The following is a 19601-nucleotide window of genomic DNA, read 5'->3' as shown; positions in this document are numbered from 1 at the left end:
GCTCAGCCGAAGAGGTCGGCGACGCGGTCGTCCTCGTCCGGCCCCCAGACGAGGGCGGCGCCGTGGGCGGAGTCCGGTCTGCGGTGGCGCAGGGCGAGCGGCAGCACCCGGCGGACGTGGTCCGGCCCGACCCGTGGGTCCCCGTCCCGTGCGGCCAGTGCGCGGGCGGTCTTCGCCACGAGGAGGTCGCCGCGCTGCCCGACCGCGCCCACCCGTTGCGCCGCTTCGGCGCAGAGCCCGCTCATGTCCTCGTCGATCCGGACGTCCCCGAGCCGGTCCCGCGCCGTCAGGAGCGCGGCGCGCAGGGCGTCGTTCTCCTCCTGCGCGGTGCGCAGCCAGGCGGAGTCCTCGTTCTCCAGTTCCTCCTCGAAGGCGAGCACGGTCGTGATCATCCGCCGGCGTTCGTCGAGGTCCAGTTCGGACGCCGCCACCATCAGCCCGAACCGGTCGAGCAGTTGGGGGCGCAGGCTGCCCTCCTCGGGGTTCATGGTGCCGACGAGTCCGAACGACAGCTGCCTGGACAGGTCGATGCCCTCCCGCTGGATGGACAGCACACCGGTGGACACGACGTCCAGGATGATGTTGACGAGGTGGTCGTCCAGCAGGTTGACCTCGTCGATGTACAGCAGCCCTTTCCCGTCGGCCTCCTCCAGCAGCCCGGGCTGCGGCTTCGCCACGCCCCGCATCAGCGCGTCCAGCTCCCAGCCGCCGACGACCCGGTCGTCGGTCGCGTTGATCGGGAGGGTGACGGGCAGTTCGCCGCCGGACATGAGGGCGAAGGCGCGGACGACGGTGGACTTGGCGGTGCCCCGCTGCCCGGCGATCAGCACGCCGCCGATCCTCGGGGAGACGAAGTTGAGTTCCAGGGCCAGTTTGAGTTCGTCCTGCCCGACGATCCGGCTGTACGGGAGGATCGGCATCCGGTCCGCCGGGCCGGCGGGCGGGGGCGGCGCCCCGCTCATGAGGGGGTCGCCACGGCGGTGGCCCGCCCCTCGTTGCCGGGCTGCCAGCGGAAGGTGACCTGGATCTGGGCCTCGGCGCCGGCCTTCACCACGGCCGCCATACCGGCCTCGAAGGTGATCCCGACCTGGAGTTCGATCTCGTCGGGGCGCATCCCCTCGCCCAGGTCGCCGAGTCTGCGCATCGCCTGGGCGGCGCAGCGTCGCGCGAGGTCGAGCCCGTCGCCGTACAGATCACCGGCGCCGCTCAGGGCGCGCCGGGCGGCGTCCGCACCGCCCCGGGTCTCCTCCGGGCTGTAGAAGGACTCGTCCGCCCCGGCCTGTTCCGGTTCCGCCGCGAAGGCATCGGCGTCCACGACGACCGGGATCGGGCCGTCCTCCCCCGGTGCCGCGGATCCGACGACGACCGCCATTCGCTCCCCCGATTCATCTCAACCACCGTGACGAGCAAGGATACTGACGGGCATTCAATTATTGAGCCGCTTTCCCGGAACGGGTCAGATCATCTGCGGTTCGAAGTCCCAGTACGGCCGGTTGCGGGAGCGGGCCGAGACGGTGTGGACGTGCTGGTCGCCCAGGGTCGCCCGGAGGTCCTCCAGCGCCTCCGTCTCGATCTTGTCCGCGCGCTGCCGCTCGCGGAGGCCGCGCAGGTCCGCGGCGTGCGCGATCCGGGCGGAGAGGGTCAGCGGGTGGAGCCGGCCGAGGACCTCGACGGCCCTCGTGGCGACGGCGTCCGTCAGCGCGGCCGCGGATTCCGGGTCGCCCACCAGGTTGCGCAGCGCGGAGGCGTTGATCGCGCAGCCCAGGGTCCAGGGGTGGTGCTCGCCCACGGCCCGGGTCATGTCGGCGAGTGCCTGTTCCAGGAGGGCGTGGGCCTGGTCGCGTTCGCCCACGTTGCGCAGGATCAGGGCATGGTTGGCGCGGGTTCCCGCCACGTAGGGGTGTTCCTCGCCGAGCATGTCCGTGTAGCCGCCGACCACCTTCTCGCTTATGGCCCTGGCCTGGTCGATGTCGGCGTGCTCCCGGGCGAAGAAGCTCTGGCTGGCCGCGAACATCATCGTCAGCGGGTCGTTCTCGCCGAGTACCCGCTCGCACCGTTCGAGGACCCGGGTGAACAGGGCCGCGGCCTTGGACCGCTCCCCCGAACGGTACTGGCACAGCGCGAGGTTGTGCTCGGCGCGCAGGGTCTGCGGGTTGTCCTGGCCCATGACCAGGCGGTGCACCCGGACGCTCTGGTTCTGGAGCGACAGGGCGTCGCCGTACCGGCCGAGCAATCGCAGGTCGGTGGCGTAGTTGATCTCGGAGTAGAGCGTCCAGCTGTGGCGCGGCCGCAGCAGCTGGCGGCGGGCGTCCAGGGTGCGCCGGTTGAGTTCGAGCGCTTCCTCGTACCGGCCCAGCAGGCGCAGTGACGTGCCCAGGTTGTTCTGCGCGCTGAGCGTGCGCGCGTCCTGGTCGCCCAGCAGTTCGCGGTAGGACGCCAGGATCCAGGCTGACATCTCGAACGCCTCGTCGTACCGGCCCAGGCCCCGCAGGTCGGCGGCGAGGCCGCCGGCGGCGCGCAGGTGTTCCAGGTCCTGTACGCCGCGTTCCTCGCGCAGGTGGTCGACGGCGGCGCGCTCGATGGCTTCCGTTCCGGCGTAGTCGCCGACGGCCCGCAGCAGGTTCGCGTAGTGGTGGCTGAGGTCCCAGACCCGGGGGTGGTTCTCGCCGAGGAGTTCCCGCCAGGCCCTCATCGCGCGTTCGCCCAGCTTGATGCCGGCCCGGTACTCGCCGGAGAGGTACATGTAGCGCAGGCAGTTGAGCACCAGGCCGTGCACGGCCGGGTCGGTGCTCATCAGGACGTCGGCCCACTTCAGGTGCGGGCTGATCTCGGCGTAGGCGGGCCACAGCCGGGTGTCGTGGGGGCGGCCGGGGTCCGCGGCGGCGAGGGCCCTGCGGACCACGCCGATGAACTCGTCGCGGTCCCGTTCCGGCATGTCCTTGCCGACGATCTGGTGGACCATGCGGTGCATGTAGAGCGATTCGCCGGACGACGGCTCCTCGCCGGCCATCTCGTGGGACTCCAGGCGGACCACGGAGTACTGGCGGAGCTGGCCGATCGCCTTGTTCCACAGCAGCGGGTCGTTCATCAGGCCGGAGAGCTGTTCCGGCAGATCGCCGGGGGGCATCTCCCGCAGCAGCCGCACGGGGATGGAGCCGGGGGCGAAGAAGCTGCACAGCCGCAGCAGGTCGACCGATTCCGGGACGGTCTCCTTGAGCTTGTTCAGCAGTATCGACCAGGCGGTCTGGAAGGCGAGCGGGAAGTCGGCGGAGACCTTGACGACGTCCTGGTCGATGCCGCCCTCGAGGAGTTCGATGTACTCCTCGACGGACATGTCGGAGTCGTTGAGCCAGCCCGCCGTCTGGTCGAGGAGCAGCGGGAGGTCTTCGAGGGCCTCGGCGAGCTGGTCGGCCTCGTGCGGGGTCAGCCGCGGTGCGCGGCGGCGGATGAAGGCGACCGACTCGTCGCGGTCGTAGACCGGGACCTCGACGAGGTTGCTGTTGTGCTCGCTCCACTCCGGGTTGCGGGAGGTGATCAGCACGTGTCCGGGGCCGGTCGGCACCAGGTCCCAGATGTGCTCGGGCTCGTCCGCGCCGTCCAGGACCAGGAGCCAGTGGGAGTGCGGTTCGCCGCGGCGCAGCGCGTCGCGCACCGCCCGCAGCCGCTCCCCGTACTCGACGCCGGTGGACAGGCCCAGTTCGGGGGCGAGTTCGGCCAGCTTCTGGCGGTAGAGGGCGCGGCGGTCGGCGGGCACCCACCACACGACGTCGTACTCGGAGCCGAACCGGTAGACGTACTCCGCGGCCAGCTGCGTCTTGCCGACACCGGACATGCCGTGCAGGGCCACGACCCCGGCGCCGGAGCCCGCGTCCTGGAGGGCCTCGTACGTCCGGGCGAGCAGCTCGTCGCGGCCGGTGAACCGGGTGTTGCGGCGCGGGACCCCGCCCCACACCTCGGGGGTGTCGGCCGGGTACCGGGGTCCCGGCCGGGCCTCGGCCGCCTCGGGCAGCGGGCCGGTGGGCAGGCCCAGCCGGACCAGGAGCCGGCGCTCGGCCTCCTCGGCACCGACGTTGGTCAGGTCGGCCGCGCCGAGGGCCGAGGTGGCACCGGGCAGGGCGGAGGTGGTGACGCAGACGGCGGCGAACCGGTCGGGGTCGGGGGCGACGACCTCGCGCAGGGCCTTGTTCCACTCCTCGTGGCCGCGCGGGCCGAGCTGGAAGTACCAGTCGCTGAGGACCACCAGGACCCGGCCGCGGGAGAGCGTCAGATCGCGCAGCGACTCCTCCAGCGGCACCTCCACCGGCGGGTCCCAGCGCTGCTGGACGACCGTCACCCCGCGTCGCTCCAGCCGGTCCCCGATCCACGCCGCCCAGGCACGGTTGAAACCGGCGAAACTGATGGTGACGGTTTGCGCCCCGGTTGCTCCAACTTGCTTACGCGTTGCGGGCATTCAACCGTCTCCCTGCCTCGATCCGAGCCTTGTCAACATACACCGGAGCGCGGTCGCTCCGGCGGACGATCCCGGGGTCCCTCACGGCCTTCGCGGGCCGTTCCTCTGCTGCCATATCACCTTGGCGGTGGCCACGTACGCCTCCGCGCGCGCGAGGTGCCCCGCAGGGGGCGGACAATCGTCCAGACGGTGGTAGAGCGCGATCATCTCGTTGACCAGGACCCGGCCCTCGCGGGTGAGTGCCGCCGAGCCGGCCAGGACGGGCAGTACGGCTCCGACCTGTTCGCGGCAGCGGGCGTGCTCGGCCCAGGCCAGGTCCCGGTGGGTGACGCGCCGGGCGCCGCGTGCGAACCGCTGCCAGTAGTCGGCGAGCGCGATGTGCGAGTAGGCGCCCTGCAGGAGGCCGTCGAAGGGCCGGGGGTCGGAGCGCCAGGGGGCGAAGTGGCGCGGCTCGGCGTCCTCGTGGTGCAGCGGTACGAGGGCGCAGAGCGCGGCCAGTTTGGTGTGCTGGAGTTCGTGGACGAGGGTGGAGGCGAAGTAGGCGGGGGTGGCGGGTTTGCTGCTGAGGACGGCGCCGAACGCCTCCCGCCGGGTGCCGCTGCAGTGTGCCGCGCTCTCGCCGACGGGTCCGGAGCCGGGCGGCGGGCCGAGCGGGACCAGACAGCGCAGCAGGAGCGCCGCTTCGGCGAGGCGGTGTTCGCCGCCGATGGCGAGCAGGGGCGCCACTCCGGCCCAGGACTCGGCCCAGGACTTGCGTTCGTGGTCGTCGATGTGGGTGGCGGCGCTCAGCCCGTGGCGCTGGAGTCCGCGGCCGTCGGTGCGGTAGGGGTCGACGTCGTCCAGGGGCACGGGGCCGATGCCGTGCGCCACGGCGGGCAGGGCGAGCACCGGCAGCCAGCGCGGGTCGGCCGAGCCGGTGGTGCCGTCCGGCTGCGGGTGGGCGACGAGGGGCGGTGCGGTCGCGCCGTCCTCACGCATCGTCAGTTCACCGGCGCGGAAGGCGATGTCGACGGCCACGGGGCTCGGGGACGCCGTGCGCAGGGCGCCCAGGGTGGGCAGCGCCAGGAATCCGCCGTGGGCGGTGAGCCGGGTCGTGAACGGGGTTCCGGAACGGATCGCGGCAGCTGCCGCCAGTGCGCTCAAGTGGTCCAGATCGGCGCGGAGTTCGGGGTCGGGGACGGTGCCGGTACGGGCGGGGGCGGGCGTACCCGGGCCGGTGCGGGGGGCGGGGGCGGAGAGGCCGCGCAGGCAGCGGTGGACCCAGGGGCCGGTGAGCGGGTGCAGCAGGACGGCGCGCACCGCGGCCCGGTCGGCGCGTTCGGCCGTCTCCAGCAGGGCCCAGTCCGCGTGGAGGCGGTCGAGTGCCCGGGGCGGGCAGACGGTGGCGGGGGCCGCGCCGGCCGCGTCGAGCAGGGCCCGCAGCAGGACGAGCCGACGGGTGTCCTGGTCGCGCACGAGGACTTCGAGGGTGTGGGGGTCGCCCTCGGTGCGGCCGAGTTGGCGCAGCATGTGGTCCGTGAGTGGGGGGATCATCGGCGTTCTCCTGCGGTTGCGTCGGACAGCCGGGCGGCGACGTGACGCACCAGCCGTTCGAGGTCGGCGCAGTAGACGGACGGGTTGGCGAAGCCGTTCTCTGCGCGGTAGCGGTGGGCGTAGTGGCCGCCTCCGCAGACGGTCAGCAGCGGGCAGGCGCGGCAGGCGGCGGCGAGCGCGTCGGCGCCGGCCCGGCGGGCCGCGACGCCGGGGTGGCGCAGGGCGTCGTCGAAGGTGTGGTGGAAGACGTCGAGCCCGGTGGCCGCGGCCGTGTCGTAGGCGGACTTGAGGGAGTCGACCTGCTCGATCGTCCCGTCCGTCTCGACCACGATCGCGTCGACGGGGTCGAGGCCGAGGGACTCGGTGGCGCCGGGCAGGCCCAGCAGCAGGGCGACGCACTCCTCGAAGAGCCGGACCCGGGTCTCCCTGCGGCCGGTGTGCCACCAGCGGTCGAAGACGGTGACGAGCCAGTCGCCGTACGGGGTCGGGCGGCCGGGAGCCGCGGGCGGGAGGCCGGGGCCGGGGTGCGGTTCGTCCGCGGGCGGGAGGCCGGGCGGCGGGTTGGTCCAGTTGCCGTGCGGCAGCAGCAGATCGATCGCCGGGGGCCGCAGGCCGAGCAGCGACTCGTACGTCTCGATCGGGTCGCTGCGGGGATTGACGACGGTGAGGATGCCCGCGTAGGCGTCGGGGTGCCGGTCGGCGAGGAGCCGGGCGCCGCGTGACGCGGCGGGCCAGGAGGGGCGTCCGGCGTGGTCGGTGCGCCGGGCGTTGTGGGCGGCCAGGCCGCCGTCGAGGCTGATGCCGATGCGTATGCCGTGCCGGGCGAGCGTGGCGATGCGGGCCCCGGTGAGGAGGGTGGCGTTGGTCTGGAGGGTGGTGTGGACGGTGCAGCCGTCGGGTGCCAGGCCGCGTACCCGGTCGGCGAAGGCGGCCAGCCGGTCGGCGCCCGCGAGGAGGGGTTCGCCGCCGTGCAGGACGAGCGCGACGTCGCGCAGTCCGTGGGCCGCCGCGTGTTCGGCGATGCGGTGCGCGGTGCGGTCCAGGACGGCGGGCGCGGCGGCGGCCGGGCGGTCGCGCCAGGTGTGGTCGGGGCCCTCGTAGAGGTAGCAGTAACGGCAGGCGAGGTTGCAGCGGCCGTGCATCTTGACGATGAACTGCCCGAAGGAAGGCCGGATTTGGTTGTTTTCGGCGCACGGGGGCGGTTTCGGCGTCGCCTGTCGAGACACTCCCGCACCCCCGCGCCGTTCATGTTCGCCGGTACGGCCCCCGTTGCCGTCCCGAGGCGAGTATCCCTGGCCCGCCGGGCGGGCAAACCCGTCCCGCGTCACGATGTCCTGTTCAACCGGCCCCCGGACCGAAATCGTGTGTCCCCGGCACCTTTCCTCCGGTGCCGGGGTGCGGGGACCGGCGAAGGGGCGCCGGGGCCGGGAGGAGTGGGGGGGTCAGAACGCGTTGGTGAACCCCCACAGCATCTCCCGGGGTTGCTCGGCCCGCCCGCGCAGATCCGCGACCACCTCGGCGAGCACCGGGTGGTCCAGTGTCCGCAGCGACTCCAGGTCGAGCCCCAGCAGGTCCGGCAGCGCCTCCGGGCCGCCGTCCGGGACGTTCCTGTGTACCGTCTCGCTCATCACGCCTCCCCGTAAGCACCGCTCGTGCCCGCCCCGGCGCGCTCGCCCTCGAACGCGCCCCGCCGGACCCGTGTCCTCGATCTGCCGGCCTGCCGATCCGCGGCCCGTGGTGCGTGGCCCGTGATCCGCGCACCGGCGCGAAGCGCTTCCTCGCAACCGGTCGCCACTGTACGGATGCCCCGCAGGGCCGGGGCTACGCCTTGTGGAACGCACGGCCCGGAGGCGCCGGGCCGTGCGAGGGCGGCCCCGCGCCGCTCCGCCGCCGCTCAGCGTTCCAGTTCCGCCAGCCGTTCGGCGGTCGATTCGCCCGCGGCGCCGCCGCCGTCCGGCAGTTTGTGCCACTCCCGGCGGGCGGCCCAGTACGCCGCGCGGGCCGCCCGGGGGCGCCCCGCCCGCTCGTACGTCACGCCCCGCCAGTGGTGGGCCGTGGCCTGCAACTCGACGGCCGGGCACGCCTGTTGTGGTGCGTCCGGGTCCGACTCCGCCACGCCCGCCGCCTCCGCCGCGCCCCGGAACGCCTCGGCCGCGTCGTCGAGCCGGGCGGGGCGCCGCAGCACCCGGGAGGCGTCGAGGTGGGCGCGGCCCAGCTCCAGCCAGCAGCGCGCCTCGGTCAGCGGGTCGACCGCCTCCTGGGCCGCGAGACCGAAGAGGTGCTCGGCCTCGCGCAGGTCGACCCGGTCCTCGGTGGCCCGGTGCCGCAGCATCAGCGCCCCGCCCAGCATCAGCAGCCGCTCGGCCTGGTGCGCGCTGCCCGCGGCCGTCTCCGTGCGGCAGTCGCGCAGCACCCGGATCGCGGCGCCGACGTGCGGCCCGCCGTCGGGCAGCCGGGCCCGGCGCAGCAGGGTGCCGCCCCATTCGGCGAGCAGGTCGGCGTGGGCCTGCGAGTCACGCGGGACGCCCCGGGCGGCCCGGGCGAACAGGTCGGCCGCCGCCACGAGTTCGTCCGGCTCGCCGGTGTGCTCGTACCGTGCCACGCGGACCCGCCCGGCCCTGATCCGCAGCGAGGCGCGCAGCCGCTGGTCGCGCACGGTCTCCAGGGCCTGTCCGATCAGGGTCGCGGCCTCGTCCGGTTCCTCGCCGGAGCCGAGCAGCGCGTCCACCAGGTCCAGCAGGATGCGCACCTCGGTGCCCATGGTGTACCGGCCGCCCTGCTCGAACGCGGTGCGCAGGGAGCGGGCCGCCTGTCCGGCGTACACCCGGGACTGTTCGGCGTCGGCGGTGGCGCCGGCCAGTTTCAGCAGGGTCCTGCCGTGCGCCAGGGGGAGGGAGGCGGGCCGGTTCTCCTGGTCGGGCCAGACGTCGGCGAACGCCTCCAGCATCCCGCAGGCCGCCTGGAGCAGGGCGGTGTCGCCGTCGAGCCGCCACTGCGCCTCCAGGGCCCGGACCCGTTCCAGGGTGAGCCGCAGCGCCTCGGCGGGTTCCAGGCCGGGGGCCGCGCAGGCGGCCGTGTACTCGCGGTCGGCGCGCCGCAGCAGCTCCACCGCGCCGCGCCGGTCGCCGCGCCGCCGCCGGTCGTCGGCCGCGGCGTGCAACACCTTGGCCAGCACGGCCCGTTCGCGTACGGAGCCGGGGTGCTCGGCGGCCCGTTCGGCGGCGTACTCGGCCTCGCGGAGCAGTTCCGCGTCGCCCTGGACCTCCCACAGGCGCAGGACGCAGCGGGAGTACTCCGCCCACAGCCCGGGTCCGGCGCCCTGTTCCCCCTCGCGTCCGGCGGCGCCGCGCAGCAGCTGCACGGCGTCGATCAGGTACTGCACCATGCGGTCCGACTCGAACTGCCGCAGGAGGTCCCGGGCGCTCTCCACCGCGGCGTTCGGGGTCCGGACGGCGCTCGGGGAGCCGCTTCGTCCGGTCCGTGCCACGAACTGTTCGGGCAGGGGCATGAAACGCTCCAGTACGCGGACCGCCACCTCGGCGAAGGGGTGGGGGACCCGCGACGCGCCGCTCGCGCCGCCCTCCCCGTTCTCGCCGCCCTCCTCGGCCTCTTCGTCGGGCACGACGCCCCCGGCTCCCGTGGGACGGACGTGCCGCGACGGTCCGTGCCTGCCGTCGCCGAGCTGGGCGAAGGCCAGGGCGGGGAAGTTCGGCCCGCCCTTCCCGAACCGCTGCTCGATGTACTCCGAGCAGTGCTTCAGCACCAGCAGCGCCTCGTCCCGCCCCAGCGGTCCGAGCAGCGCCTCCCGGACGCCGGGCACGAACTCGAACCACTGCCCGTCGTCGCCCTCCTCGCCCCTGCTCCGGGTCAGCAGACCGCTCAGCAGCACCTCGGCCAGTTCGGAGGGGCCGGAATGGGGCAGCATCGTGCGCTGCACCAGTTGCATCACCGGCAGGTGCAGCGGTGCCGCCGCGAGGTAGACGGCCAGTTGTCCGGCGACCGGCGAGGCCGCCGAGCGGAAGCGGCTGACCAGTTGGAGCGAGGACAGGCCGCCGCCGGAGCGCTGTGCCGCCGCGGCCGGCTGGTCGGCCCGAACCCAGCCGACCGCGCCGGAGATGTGTCCCGCGCCGCTGCCGGAGAGCAGCCTCGCCCAGGCCGCCAGCGCGGGTTCCACCGGCGGCAGCACCGGGACCGCGAGGGCGCCCGGGTGGACGGCGGGGCCGGCGCCCGGGTGTTCCACCACCTTCAGGACGGCGGCTCCGCCGGGTCCGTCGCCCCGGGACAGCGAACCGTGGGTGACCGGCAGCCTGGTCCGGTTCCACATCCGCTGCGGCAGCGGCTGGAGCACGGCGGCGGGGGCCTGTGCCGCCAGGTGGTGCAGCAGCCGGTGGGCCCGTCCGCTCTGCCAGAGCGGGCCGGCGCAGTCGCTGACCAGGACGGTGACGCGGCGTCCGGTCGGGTCGCTCAGCCGGTCCGCGGAGCTGAGCGGCGCGGCGGCCGGGTCGGGGCTGCGGCTCACCGCGGCCGCGCCGTCGGGCCCCTGGTGCAGATAGCGGACCTGGACGTCCCTGAAGGCACCCAACTGGCCGAATATCTGCTGGAGTTCACCGAACATCCGGTCCCACACCAGCATCGAGGACGAGGCGTCCATGACGCACTGGAGGACCGCTTCGCGCCGGGACTCGCCCCGGAACACCGGCATGATCAGCCCGCCGGCCCGGGCGCTGCGCTCCGCGGTCGCCGCCTCGTCGAGGGTGCGGCGCAGCGGCGGGGCGGCCGGGCGGTAGCGCTGCAACGGGCGCATCGCGCGCTGGAGCCGCAGCGGTGCGGGGAGGACCGGCGCGGCGGGCACCCCGAACGTGAGGGCCCGCGCGCCGCCCCTTCCCGTGCCCGTCCGGCCGGTGTCCGGCGGGGCGCCGGGCCGGGCGGCGGGGGCTCCGGTGCGCGGTACGGGGTAGAGGGTGATCCGCCGGTCGGCGTCCGCCCGGTCGTCCGGCGCCGGACCGTCGTCCGGTTCGTCCTCCGTCCCGGTGGCCGCCCCGGCGCCCGGCGGTTCCACGGCGTCGGGCCCGGTGCGTGCGGACGGCCCGGCCGCCCCCTCCTGGGGGAGGCGGACGAGCGGAACGTCTCCCTCCGTGATGGCGTCGACCGGTGGTGCGTCCGGGTGCCGGGCCCATCGGGCCAGCCAGAAGGCGTCACGGAGCTGCTCGACGTCGGGGTCGAGCCCGGCCTCGCGCAGCCGTGCCACGAACGCGGGGTAGAGCCCGGCGTCGTCGGCGGCGGCCGGGGCGCTCCGCGGCGCCGCGCCCTCCCCCGGTGCCGGCACGCTCTCCGGCGCCCCGGTGTGGCCGGGCTCGCGCCCTCCGTCCGGCCCGTGTCGCGGCCCGGCGCCCGTCATCGGCTCATCACCTCGGCCGGTCGAGTCGCTGGATGAGCAGGTCCGCGAGCCGGTCGCGGCCCGCCGGGGCGGCGGCGTCGGTGAGGTAGATCGCGTTCAACAGCTGGTCGGTGGCGAGGAGTTCGCTGCGGGAGCGCTCCAGGAAGTGGGCGATGAGGTCGTCCCCGGAACGGGCCGCCTCGTCGCCCAGGTGGGCACGGACGAACGTGGCCAGGCGCTGGTGGTCGGGGCGGCCGAGCTCCAGGTGGATGCAGCGGCGCATCAGGGGCGCCGGGAAGTCCCGTTCGCCGTTGCTGGTGAGCACCACGAACGGGAAGGACGTGCACTGCACCCGGCCGCCGCGCACCTTCACCTTGTTGCCGTCGTCGTCGAGCACCTCCGCCTCCCCGTCGGGCAGCCGGTCGGCGATCCGCTCCAGCTCGGGGATGCCGAACTCGCCCTCCTCCAACACGTTGAGCAGGTCGTTGGGGAGGTCGATGTCGCTCTTGTCGAGTTCGTCGATCAGCAGCACCCGGGGCCGTTCGGAGGGCAGCAGCGCGGTGCCGAGCGGGCCGAGCCTGATGTAGGCGCCCACGTCACCGGCGGCGTCGGCGCCGCCCGCGCCCGCCGCGGCACCGTGCGCGGCGATCTGCACGTCCTGGAGCCGGGCGATCGCGTCGTAGTGGTACAGCCCGTCGAGCAGCGTCGTCCGGCTCACGATCGGCCAGCGCAGGACCCGGCCGAGCCCGAGCTCGTGGGCGACGGAGTGGGCCAGGGTGCTCTTGCCCGCCCCGGGGGTGCCGGTGACCAGCAGGGGGCGCCGCAGATAGAGCGCGGCATTGATCATTTCCAGCTCCTCGGCACCCGGCCGGTGGAGCTCGGCGACGTGCCGGTGGCCGCCGAGACGGCGGTCGGCGGAACCGTCCCCGTCCGCCTCGTCCGGGTCCGGCGCGCCCCGGCTCGCGAAGTCCCGCCAGGGCGGCGGCGGAGGCAGCCGTTCGATGCCTTCGTGCGGTTCGCCGGCCCCTCGGTAGATGAGCCACTCGCTGGGTTCACTCATAACGTGTTCCTCGTCGTCACTCGTCCGCCAGGGCCGGCAGTCGAACGTGCTTCACGGTAGTCATCCGGCACACACCCCGTAAGGGGATTCACAGCGCTTGCAGCAACTCACCGGCGCCGCACGCCGGATGTTGCGGGTCGTCGAACATCAGCACCACCCCATGGGACCAATACGTCTCCGCCTGCCCCGCGAACACCCCTTGTCTCAGTTCGTGGATCTTTCGCGGGAGTTGGCCGGCCGACCGGCTCCCGGCGACCGTGTCGCCGACGTGGAGGTGGAACTCCGTGCAGACCGCGGCCGGTTCGGATCCGGGCCGCCGCCACAGGGCCACGCCGAAACCGCCGTCGAGCACGCGCACGAACCCCGCGAGGCTCTGCGCGTCGCCGCTCCCGCCGTACCGGCAGAGCACCGGAACGGTCTCGTAGCCCAGTTCGCGCAGCTCCGCCACCGCGGGTACGGATACCCGCAACGCGTCCGCGCAGTCGACGACCGCGGCCCTCATCGGGCCGCTCCGGGTGCGGCTCCAGCGCGCCTCGCGCTCCCGGAACCCGTCGTCGGACGGTTCGGGGCGCTCGTCCGAGCAGCGGACGACCACCGGCCGCTGGACCCCGAGCGGCCGGCCGTCCGGCGGCAGCCGCCACTCCTCGACCTCCAGGTCGAGCAGCGCGAGCGGCACCGAGACCTGGAGGACGGCGGGGCTGCCGGGTTCGTCGCACAGCCGGAACGCCTCGGTGAGGGGCGCGGCGAGCCTGCACCGCAGGTCACCGACCGCCGTTCCCTGGTTGTCCTCGGTCATGGGCACGGCCTGGCCGGAGGGGAAGGCCACGATCCGCCAGTCGTAGCTGCCCGGCTCCCAGGCACGGGCCTGGAGGCTCAGCAGGACGAACGGCGCGGGCCCCGGCGGCTCGGGGTCGTGCGGAGCCGGGTCGTGCCGGGCCGGATCGTCCTGGGCGGGGTCGTACCGTTCCCGGTGCCGGAGCCTGGTCATCTCCAGGCGGAACGACGGGTCGAGCCGGTTCTTCGCCGTCTCCTTCACCCAGTCCCACAGGGCGTCCTCGGCGAGCTTGGTGGAGGGAACCGCGTAGGGGCGCTCGGCGGCGATGACGCCCATGCAGTAGCGCAGGACGAGCTTCAGCGCCTCGTCGCCCTCGCGCGCGTCGTAGAGGACGCCCAGCCCGTCGCGCCAGCCGCGCGGGGCCGGGACGCCGACCGGCCGGTACACGTGGCCCAGGCCGCCGAGGATGTCGAGGAGGTTGCGGGTGCTGACCGGCGGCGGGAGCTTGGCGAGCCGGCCGAGCAGGTCGACGCGCTGCTGCGGGGTGAGGGCCGGGCCCGCCGTGGTGCCCAGGTCCCGTTGGACGTCCGCCCAGGTCTCCTCGCCGTCGACGGGGTTGTCGTGCCGGTCGGCGTGGTAGCGGTCGTGGGCGTGGAACACGGCCTGGTACGGGTCGTCGGACTCGGCGGTCGCCGCCGACTCCGGCACGGGGAGCGTGCGCAGCCGCTCGATGCCGATGGCCGTGCCGCCGGTGGCGTCGTCGGAGCGCGACTTGAGGATGCCGACGACCTCGCCGCGGGCCAGGTCCACGAGGGGGCCGCCGGACATCCCCGGATACAGCTGGCTCGCCTCGACCAGCATCTGTTCGTCGCCGTCGGACCAGTCGTCGATGGTGCCCACCACCCGGCACTCCCGGCCGAGCCGCTTGAGCGTCCCGGCCCCGCCGTCCGCCCAGCCCGCGAAGTAGTACGGGCCCCGGTTCAGTCCCGTGGAACGCTCGCTGAGGTACACGCAGGGGTGATCCACGGGGCGCAGCAGCTGGATCAGCGCGAGGTCGGGGGCCGGCCATCCGCCGGTGGCGGGCCGCTCCTCGGGCAGGGCGGCCACGACGGTGCCCCCGACGGTGACGGCCTCGCCGCCGCGAGCCGTCCGGTAGACCACGTCCACCCGGCGTCCCCTCCCCTCCGACGCCACGTGCGCGCACGTGAGGACCCAGCTCGGGGCGATGAAGAAACCGCTCCCCAGGAAGTCGCCCCCGGATTCCCCAGGGGCATACCCGGGCCCCGGACGATGGATGCGCACCGTCGCGTCCTTCACGAGGCTCATCAGAGCGGACTCCCCGCCGTTCGGGCCGGGCCACGCGCCCCCCTCCGGCGGCCGCGTCACGATCCGCTTCCGTCCTCCGGCCCGGTGCCGCTCGCGTGCGCCGGTGCGCCGGTGGATGCCCCGGCGGACGGGCCATCGCCGTCCGGATCACCGGCGGACGGGGCCCCGGACGCCGGCGGAGGTACGGGCACGGGCTCGGGAGCGGGTCCGGCGGCGGGCTGCCCGGCGGAAGGCGCGGGCTCGGGCGCGGGTGCCGGTACCGGGGGACCGATCAGGGGCGGCGCCGAGGGCACGGGCGGCAGTACGGACGGGGCGGCCGGCTGTCCGGTCGTCTGCGCCGGCACCTGCGCGGGGGACGACAGGTCGACGGGCGGGCCGCCGTTCCAGGTCAGGGTGACCTTGATCGACCCCTTGGCCTCGCCGTCCGCGAGGAGTCCGACGACCTTGCCCGCCTTCGCGGTGAGCTCGATGCCGAACTCGACGCTGACCTCGTCGGGCCGTACGGACCGCAACGGCTCGGCGAGCGAACGCGCGACGCTGGTCACGACGCCGTGCAGACTCTCGACACGGGCCTGCACCCGGTCCGATGCCCGGTCCGCCCTCCGGTCGGCCCGGATGTCCGTGAAGGACGGCCCCGACCCGGGGCGCGCCCCGACGTCCGTGAACGACGGTCCCGTCGAGGGCACCGGCTCCGCCGCTGCCGTCGGTTCCGTCAGCTCCTCCGCCCCGGAGATCCGTGCCCAGACCTCCGTGCCGTCGGGCATCTCGATACGCGTGATGCGGGCCTGGCTGTCGCCCATGTAAACCCCCCGTTCCCCAACTACCCGCAGGCTAACGGCAGTACGCACCCGAAGCGAGGGACACGAGGAAGCGCGCGGCCCGGGACGCGGGGGCGGCCCGGGCCGGTTCCGGACGGGCTCCGGGCCGGTTTCGTACGGGCTCCGGGCAAGGCGCCGGACCGGGTCCGGGCCGGGTCCGGGCCGGGCCCGCGGGGCCGTCACCAGGCATTAGGCTTGGCGCATGTACTTCACCGACCGCGGTATCGAGGAGCTGGAGAAGCGGCGAGGCGAGGAGGAGGTCACCTTCGAGTGGCTCGCCGAGCAGCTGCGCACGTTCGTCGACCTCAACCCCGACTTCGAGGTGCCGGTCGAGCGCCTCGCGACCTGGCTGGCCCGGCTCGACGACGAGGACGACGAGTAACCACCCGCGACAACCACCGCGCCCGGGCTCTCACGCACCCGGGCGCCGTGCCCGGTCCCTCCCGCGGCCCGCTCCCGTCTCCCCCTCCCCTTCCCCGGGCCCCTCTCGTGCGTCGCGGAGGACGAGGAGGCCGAGCGCTCCGTGCACCAGCAGCAGCACCCCCGCCAGGGCCCAGCCGTCCCCGCGCCGCCTGATCCCCCAGAGGGTCAGCGGCAGTCCGACGGCGAGCTGGGCACCGGCCAGCGCGCGGGCCCGGGGGCCGCGCGTCCAGGGACCGATGCGGCTGTTCCCGACCGCGTCGAGCCCGGCCCGCACCGCCTCGCGGGGGCCGGGCCGGACGATCGGTTCCGCCCCGGGGCATTCGCCGACCGCCGCGTACAGCCGGTCGCCGGGCGTGTCCGGGTCCAGGCCCTCCGGGAGGAACAGCCCGATCCGGGTGAGGACGGCCAGCAGTCCGCGCAGCCGGGTGCGGGCGTCGGCGTCCGGATCGGACCGGATCAGCTCTTCGAGCGCCTGCACATCCAGTACGGGATCGAGGCCGAGCCGCTCGGCGATCGTGCGCACGGCCTCCTCCTCGCCGGCCGGGGTGCCGTCCGCGAGCCAGACGTAGCCGACCGGGCGGCGGAAACCCGACGCGAGCAGGCAGCCGGCCCGGTCGCCGTCCCACCACAGGGCGAGCACCGGCCACGCCGAACCGACCGCGAGCGCGGCGGCCCAGCCGGCCACGACCCGGTCCACCGGCTCCACGCCGTCCCCGTCGCCGCCCGCCCCGGCCCTCGCACCCGGGTCCTGCCAGGGCCTTCCCTCCGGTACGAGGGCGGACCAGTCGTCCCCGGCGGGCACGAGCAGCATCCGTTCGCGCAGCAGATGGGCCACCGGTCGCACGAGCTCCGGTTCGGCACGGCACAGCAGCAGCGCCCCCACGGGGGATGTCGCTTTCATGCCCCACACCGTAGGCCGGTTCGTCCCGTTCGGCGCCCTTTGATCGGCCACTGGAATCGCGACACGTCTTGACTTCCCCGAACCGCGATATATCGTCTTCAATAAGAGACGCGATATGTTGCGTCATTCCGTGTTCCCTGGAGGTCAGATCCATGCCTGTGTCGTCATGGGCCATCGCCGAGCCCCGGAAACTGACCTTCGACGACCCCGTGACGTCGCTCAACGTGCGGATCGTCGGGGGCACCGTCAACGTCGTCGGCACCGACGACCCGACCGCCCGGCTGGAGGTCTCCGGCGTCGAGGGCCCGCCCCTGACCGTGACCCGGGAGGGCGGCACGCTCACGGTCGCGTACGAGGACCTGCCCTGGCACAACTTCCTCAAGTGGCTCGACCCCAAGGGCCGGCGCCGCAGCGCGGTCGTCTCGCTCGCCGTGCCGGCCGGCGCGGCGGTGGAGGTCGGCGTGGTCGGCGCCGGGGCCGTCGTGTCCGGGATCCGCGGGCGCGCGGAGGTGCGGAGCGTCACCGGCGACACCACGCTCGTCGGGCTCACGGGCCCGGTCCGGGCCGAGACCGTGTCCGGGAGCGTGGAGGCCCAGGCGGTCACCGGCGAACTGCGCTTCCACTCGGTCTCGGGCGACCTGACGGTCGTCGAGGGCGCGGGCACCTCGGTACGGGCGGACTCGGTCAGCGGCGACATGGTGCTGGACCTGGATCCGGGCGGGAACCCGACGGACATCCGGCTGACCACCGTCTCCGGCGAGGTCGCCATCCGGCTGCCGCACCCGGCGGACACGACGGTCGAGGCCAACACCGCGAGCGGCACCGTCTCCAACGGCTTCGAGGACCTGCGGGTCAGCGGCCAGTGGGGCACGAAGAAGATCACCGGCACGCTGGGCGCCGGTACCGGCGAGCTGCGGGCGACGACCGTCTCGGGATCGATCGCCCTGCTGCGCCGCCCGCCGACCGAGGACGACCCGTACGTTGCCGAGCCGACCGGAAAGGTGCTCTGACATGCCCCCCGTATTCGCCCACGGCCGCCTCCGTCTCTATCTGCTGAAGCTCCTCGACGAGGCCCCCCGGCACGGCTACGAGGTGATCCGGCTGCTGGAGGAACGCTTCCAGGGGCTGTACGCCCCCTCCGCGGGCACCGTCTACCCGCGCCTGGCCAAGCTGGAGGCCGAGGGCCTCGTCACGCACGCCACCGAGGGCGGCCGCAAGGTCTACTCGATCACCGAGGCGGGCCGCGCCGAACTGGCCGACCGCACCGGCGAACTGGCCGACCTGGAGCTGGAGATCCGGGACTCGGTCTCCGAACTGGCCGCCGAGATACGGGACGACGTGCGCGGCGCCGCCGGCAAGCTCCGCAGCGAGATGCGCGCCGCCGCCCGCGAGACCAGGCACACCGGCTCCGGCACCGGGGACGACCGGGAGTCCCCCTTCGGGAACTTCGGGGGCTTCGGGGGCTTCGGCGACCTCGGCGACCTCGGCGACAAGGAGGCGTGGCGGGCCGCGAAGGAGGAGCTGCGCAAGGCCAAGCAGGAGTGGAAGGAGCAGGCCCGCCGGGCGAAGGACGAGTCCCGCCGTGCCCGGGAGGAAGCCCAGAAGGCCCGGCGTCAGGCCAAGGAGGCCCAGGAGCGGGCGCGCGAGCAGATGCAGAACGCCGCCCGCCAGGTGCAGGAGCACTTCGCCCGGGGCGACTGGCCCTCGGGCGTACGGGAGGGGCTGGCCGAGATCACCGGTCAGCTGGGCGGCTTCGCCAGGACCGGCACGTGGCCGCCGTACATCAAGCCGGAGCCCGCCGACGCCGATCCCGACTGGGGCCGGGACGCCGCCCGCACCGGCGACCCGGCCCGTGACCTGGACCGGCTGCTCGACCGCTTCCGCGACGACATCCGGGACGCGGCCAGGGACCGGGGGGTCACGGCGGAGCAGGTGGCCGAGGCCCGTCGCCACCTGTCGACGGCGGCGGCGCACATCGACGCGCTGCTGCGGAAGGACGACGGCGAGGACGAGAACGGCGCCGAGAAGCGCTGACCGGCGGGCGGGACGGGGAAGAAGGGTGTACGCCCTCCCCCGTCCCGCCCGCGGTTCAGCCCGCCTTTCGCCAGGGACCCCCGTCCCCCTCCCCGGCGCCGTACAGCGCGCGGTTCACCGTCCCGTACGTCGCGCCGTACGCGGCCAGCACGTCGGCGGCCACGCCGGGGCAGGCCGTCAGGGCCAGCAGGACGTGCTCGTCGCCGATGGAGCGGTCCCGGCGTCCCGTCGCGATCCGCAGCGACCTCGCCAGGACGTCCTTCGCCCCGCGGGTGAACGGGCGGCGCCCGGTGCCGCGCCGCCTGCCCCGGTCCAGCGCCCCCTCCCCGTGGGCCTCCTCGACACGGGCGACGACCTCGGTCACGTCGATGCCGAGTCCGGCGAGCGCCTCCGTGTCGGCCCGGGTCAGCCCGCCGCGACGGCGCGCCTCGGCCAGGTCGGCCTCGACGGACGCGCGGCGGTCGGTCAGGCCGAGCGCGGTGAGGGCGAAACCGGCCCGGCCGTCCTGCCGGTCCAGCAGGGCGAGCAGCAGGTGTTCCTCGGTGACCGATTCGGCGTCGGCCCGTTCGGCGTGGGTCACCGCGCCGGTCACGGTCTCCCGGGCCCCCCGGGTGAAACGTTCGAACATCAATGCCTCCCGTACTTCTTGTGCACGGCCTGTCGGCTGACACCCAGTTCGGCCGCGATCTCCTGCCACGACCAGCCCTGCACCCGGGCGCTCCTGACTTGTACGGCTTCCAGTTGTTCCAGCAGTCGGCGCAGCGCGGCGACCGCCCGCAGCCCCACCCGGGGGTCGCGGTCGCCTGCGCGCGCGGCGAGATCCGTCGCTTCGGTCATGCTGTCAATTTAGGTTGACACCTCTCCCTTGTCAACCATGGTTGACAAGGGAGAGGTGTGCCGGGCC

Annotated in this window: 16 protein-coding genes; 3 read left to right on the top strand and 13 right to left on the bottom strand. The window is 74.4% G+C overall.

Features of this window, described 5'->3' with window-relative positions; all coding sequences use genetic code 11:
* Window positions 1–2 precede the first annotated feature (2 nt).
* From ACFYW1_RS11695 to ACFYW1_RS11650, 10 genes are all read right to left on the bottom strand, one after another.
* Complete coding sequence (locus ACFYW1_RS11695; RefSeq protein WP_388990416.1) at window positions 3–962, bottom strand: ATP-binding protein; 960 nt, start codon at window positions 960–962, stop codon at window positions 3–5.
* Window positions 959–1372 (bottom strand): CU044_2847 family protein, encoded by a 414-nt coding sequence (locus ACFYW1_RS11690; RefSeq protein WP_388990413.1) that lies wholly within the window; start codon window positions 1370–1372, stop codon window positions 959–961. The genes ACFYW1_RS11695 and ACFYW1_RS11690 overlap by 4 nt, the downstream gene beginning before the upstream one ends.
* 84 nt (window positions 1373–1456) lie before the next feature.
* Window positions 1457–4450, bottom strand: coding sequence for an FxSxx-COOH system tetratricopeptide repeat protein (fxsT, locus tag ACFYW1_RS11685; RefSeq protein WP_388990411.1), 2994 nt, complete (start codon window positions 4448–4450; stop codon window positions 1457–1459).
* A gap of 81 nt (window positions 4451–4531) precedes the next feature.
* A complete protein-coding gene (locus ACFYW1_RS11680) occupies window positions 4532–5983 on the bottom strand; it encodes an aKG-HExxH-type peptide beta-hydroxylase (protein WP_388990409.1) in 1452 nt (483 codons plus the stop codon).
* Window positions 5980–7125 carry an FxsB family cyclophane-forming radical SAM/SPASM peptide maturase gene (locus ACFYW1_RS11675; RefSeq protein ID WP_388990407.1) on the bottom strand — a complete coding sequence of 382 codons (1146 nt, stop codon included), beginning with the start codon at window positions 7123–7125 and terminating at the stop codon, window positions 5980–5982. The genes ACFYW1_RS11680 and ACFYW1_RS11675 overlap by 4 nt, the downstream gene beginning before the upstream one ends.
* 300 nt (window positions 7126–7425) lie before the next feature.
* Complete coding sequence (fxsA, locus tag ACFYW1_RS11670) at window positions 7426–7611, bottom strand: FxSxx-COOH cyclophane-containing RiPP peptide (RefSeq protein ID WP_388990405.1); 186 nt, start codon at window positions 7609–7611, stop codon at window positions 7426–7428.
* A 266-nt stretch (window positions 7612–7877) separates the two neighbouring features.
* Window positions 7878–11381: an SAV_2336 N-terminal domain-related protein gene (locus ACFYW1_RS11665; RefSeq protein WP_388990403.1), complete on the bottom strand. Its 3504-nt coding sequence runs from the start codon at window positions 11379–11381 to the stop codon at window positions 7878–7880.
* A gap of 7 nt (window positions 11382–11388) precedes the next feature.
* Window positions 11389–12420, bottom strand: coding sequence for an AAA family ATPase (locus ACFYW1_RS11660; protein WP_388990400.1), 1032 nt, complete (start codon window positions 12418–12420; stop codon window positions 11389–11391).
* A gap of 88 nt (window positions 12421–12508) precedes the next feature.
* Window positions 12509–14521, bottom strand: a complete 2013-nt coding sequence (locus ACFYW1_RS11655; RefSeq protein WP_388990398.1) for a trypsin-like peptidase domain-containing protein — start codon at window positions 14519–14521, stop codon at window positions 12509–12511.
* Window positions 14522–14577: 56 nt separating this feature from the next.
* Entirely contained in the window at window positions 14578–15321 is a 744-nt protein-coding gene (locus ACFYW1_RS11650; protein ID WP_388990396.1) for a CU044_2847 family protein, read from the bottom strand.
* 220 nt (window positions 15322–15541) lie between these two features.
* On the opposite strand from ACFYW1_RS11650, the gene ACFYW1_RS11645 reads away from it, so the two are divergent.
* Complete coding sequence (locus tag ACFYW1_RS11645) at window positions 15542–15721, top strand: DUF6104 family protein (protein ID WP_003992906.1); 180 nt, start codon at window positions 15542–15544, stop codon at window positions 15719–15721.
* 30 nt (window positions 15722–15751) lie between these two features.
* Here ACFYW1_RS11645 and ACFYW1_RS11640 read toward each other — a convergent pair whose 3' ends face one another.
* The gene (locus tag ACFYW1_RS11640) at window positions 15752–16663 is read right to left on the bottom strand and encodes a hypothetical protein (protein ID WP_388990394.1); all 912 of its coding nucleotides are present in this window, start codon (window positions 16661–16663) and stop codon (window positions 15752–15754) included.
* Window positions 16664–16815: 152 nt separating this feature from the next.
* Between ACFYW1_RS11640 and ACFYW1_RS11635 the strand changes: the two genes are divergently transcribed.
* Both ACFYW1_RS11635 and ACFYW1_RS11630 read left to right on the top strand, forming a co-directional pair.
* Window positions 16816–17673, top strand: a complete 858-nt coding sequence (locus ACFYW1_RS11635; protein ID WP_388990392.1) for a DUF4097 domain-containing protein — start codon at window positions 16816–16818, stop codon at window positions 17671–17673.
* A 1-nt stretch (window position 17674) separates the two neighbouring features.
* The gene (locus ACFYW1_RS11630) at window positions 17675–18697 is read left to right on the top strand and encodes a helix-turn-helix transcriptional regulator (RefSeq protein WP_388990390.1); all 1023 of its coding nucleotides are present in this window, start codon (window positions 17675–17677) and stop codon (window positions 18695–18697) included.
* 55 nt (window positions 18698–18752) lie between these two features.
* Here the strand turns inward: ACFYW1_RS11630 and ACFYW1_RS11625 are convergent, their stop codons facing one another.
* Both ACFYW1_RS11625 and ACFYW1_RS11620 read right to left on the bottom strand, forming a co-directional pair.
* On the bottom strand, window positions 18753–19325 hold the full coding sequence (locus tag ACFYW1_RS11625) for a Clp protease N-terminal domain-containing protein (RefSeq protein ID WP_388990389.1): 573 nt from the start codon (window positions 19323–19325) through the stop codon (window positions 18753–18755).
* A complete protein-coding gene (locus tag ACFYW1_RS11620; RefSeq protein WP_014154112.1) occupies window positions 19325–19534 on the bottom strand; it encodes a sigma factor-like helix-turn-helix DNA-binding protein in 210 nt (69 codons plus the stop codon). Before ACFYW1_RS11620 ends, ACFYW1_RS11625 begins: the two co-directional genes overlap by 1 nt.
* Between the last annotated feature and the right edge of the window lie 67 nt (window positions 19535–19601).

The sequence above is a fragment of the Streptomyces sp. NPDC002669 genome (genome assembly GCF_042889165.1).
Taxonomy (GTDB): domain Bacteria; phylum Actinomycetota; class Actinomycetes; order Streptomycetales; family Streptomycetaceae; genus Streptomyces.
This window is presented reverse-complemented; position numbering and strand designations above follow the sequence as displayed.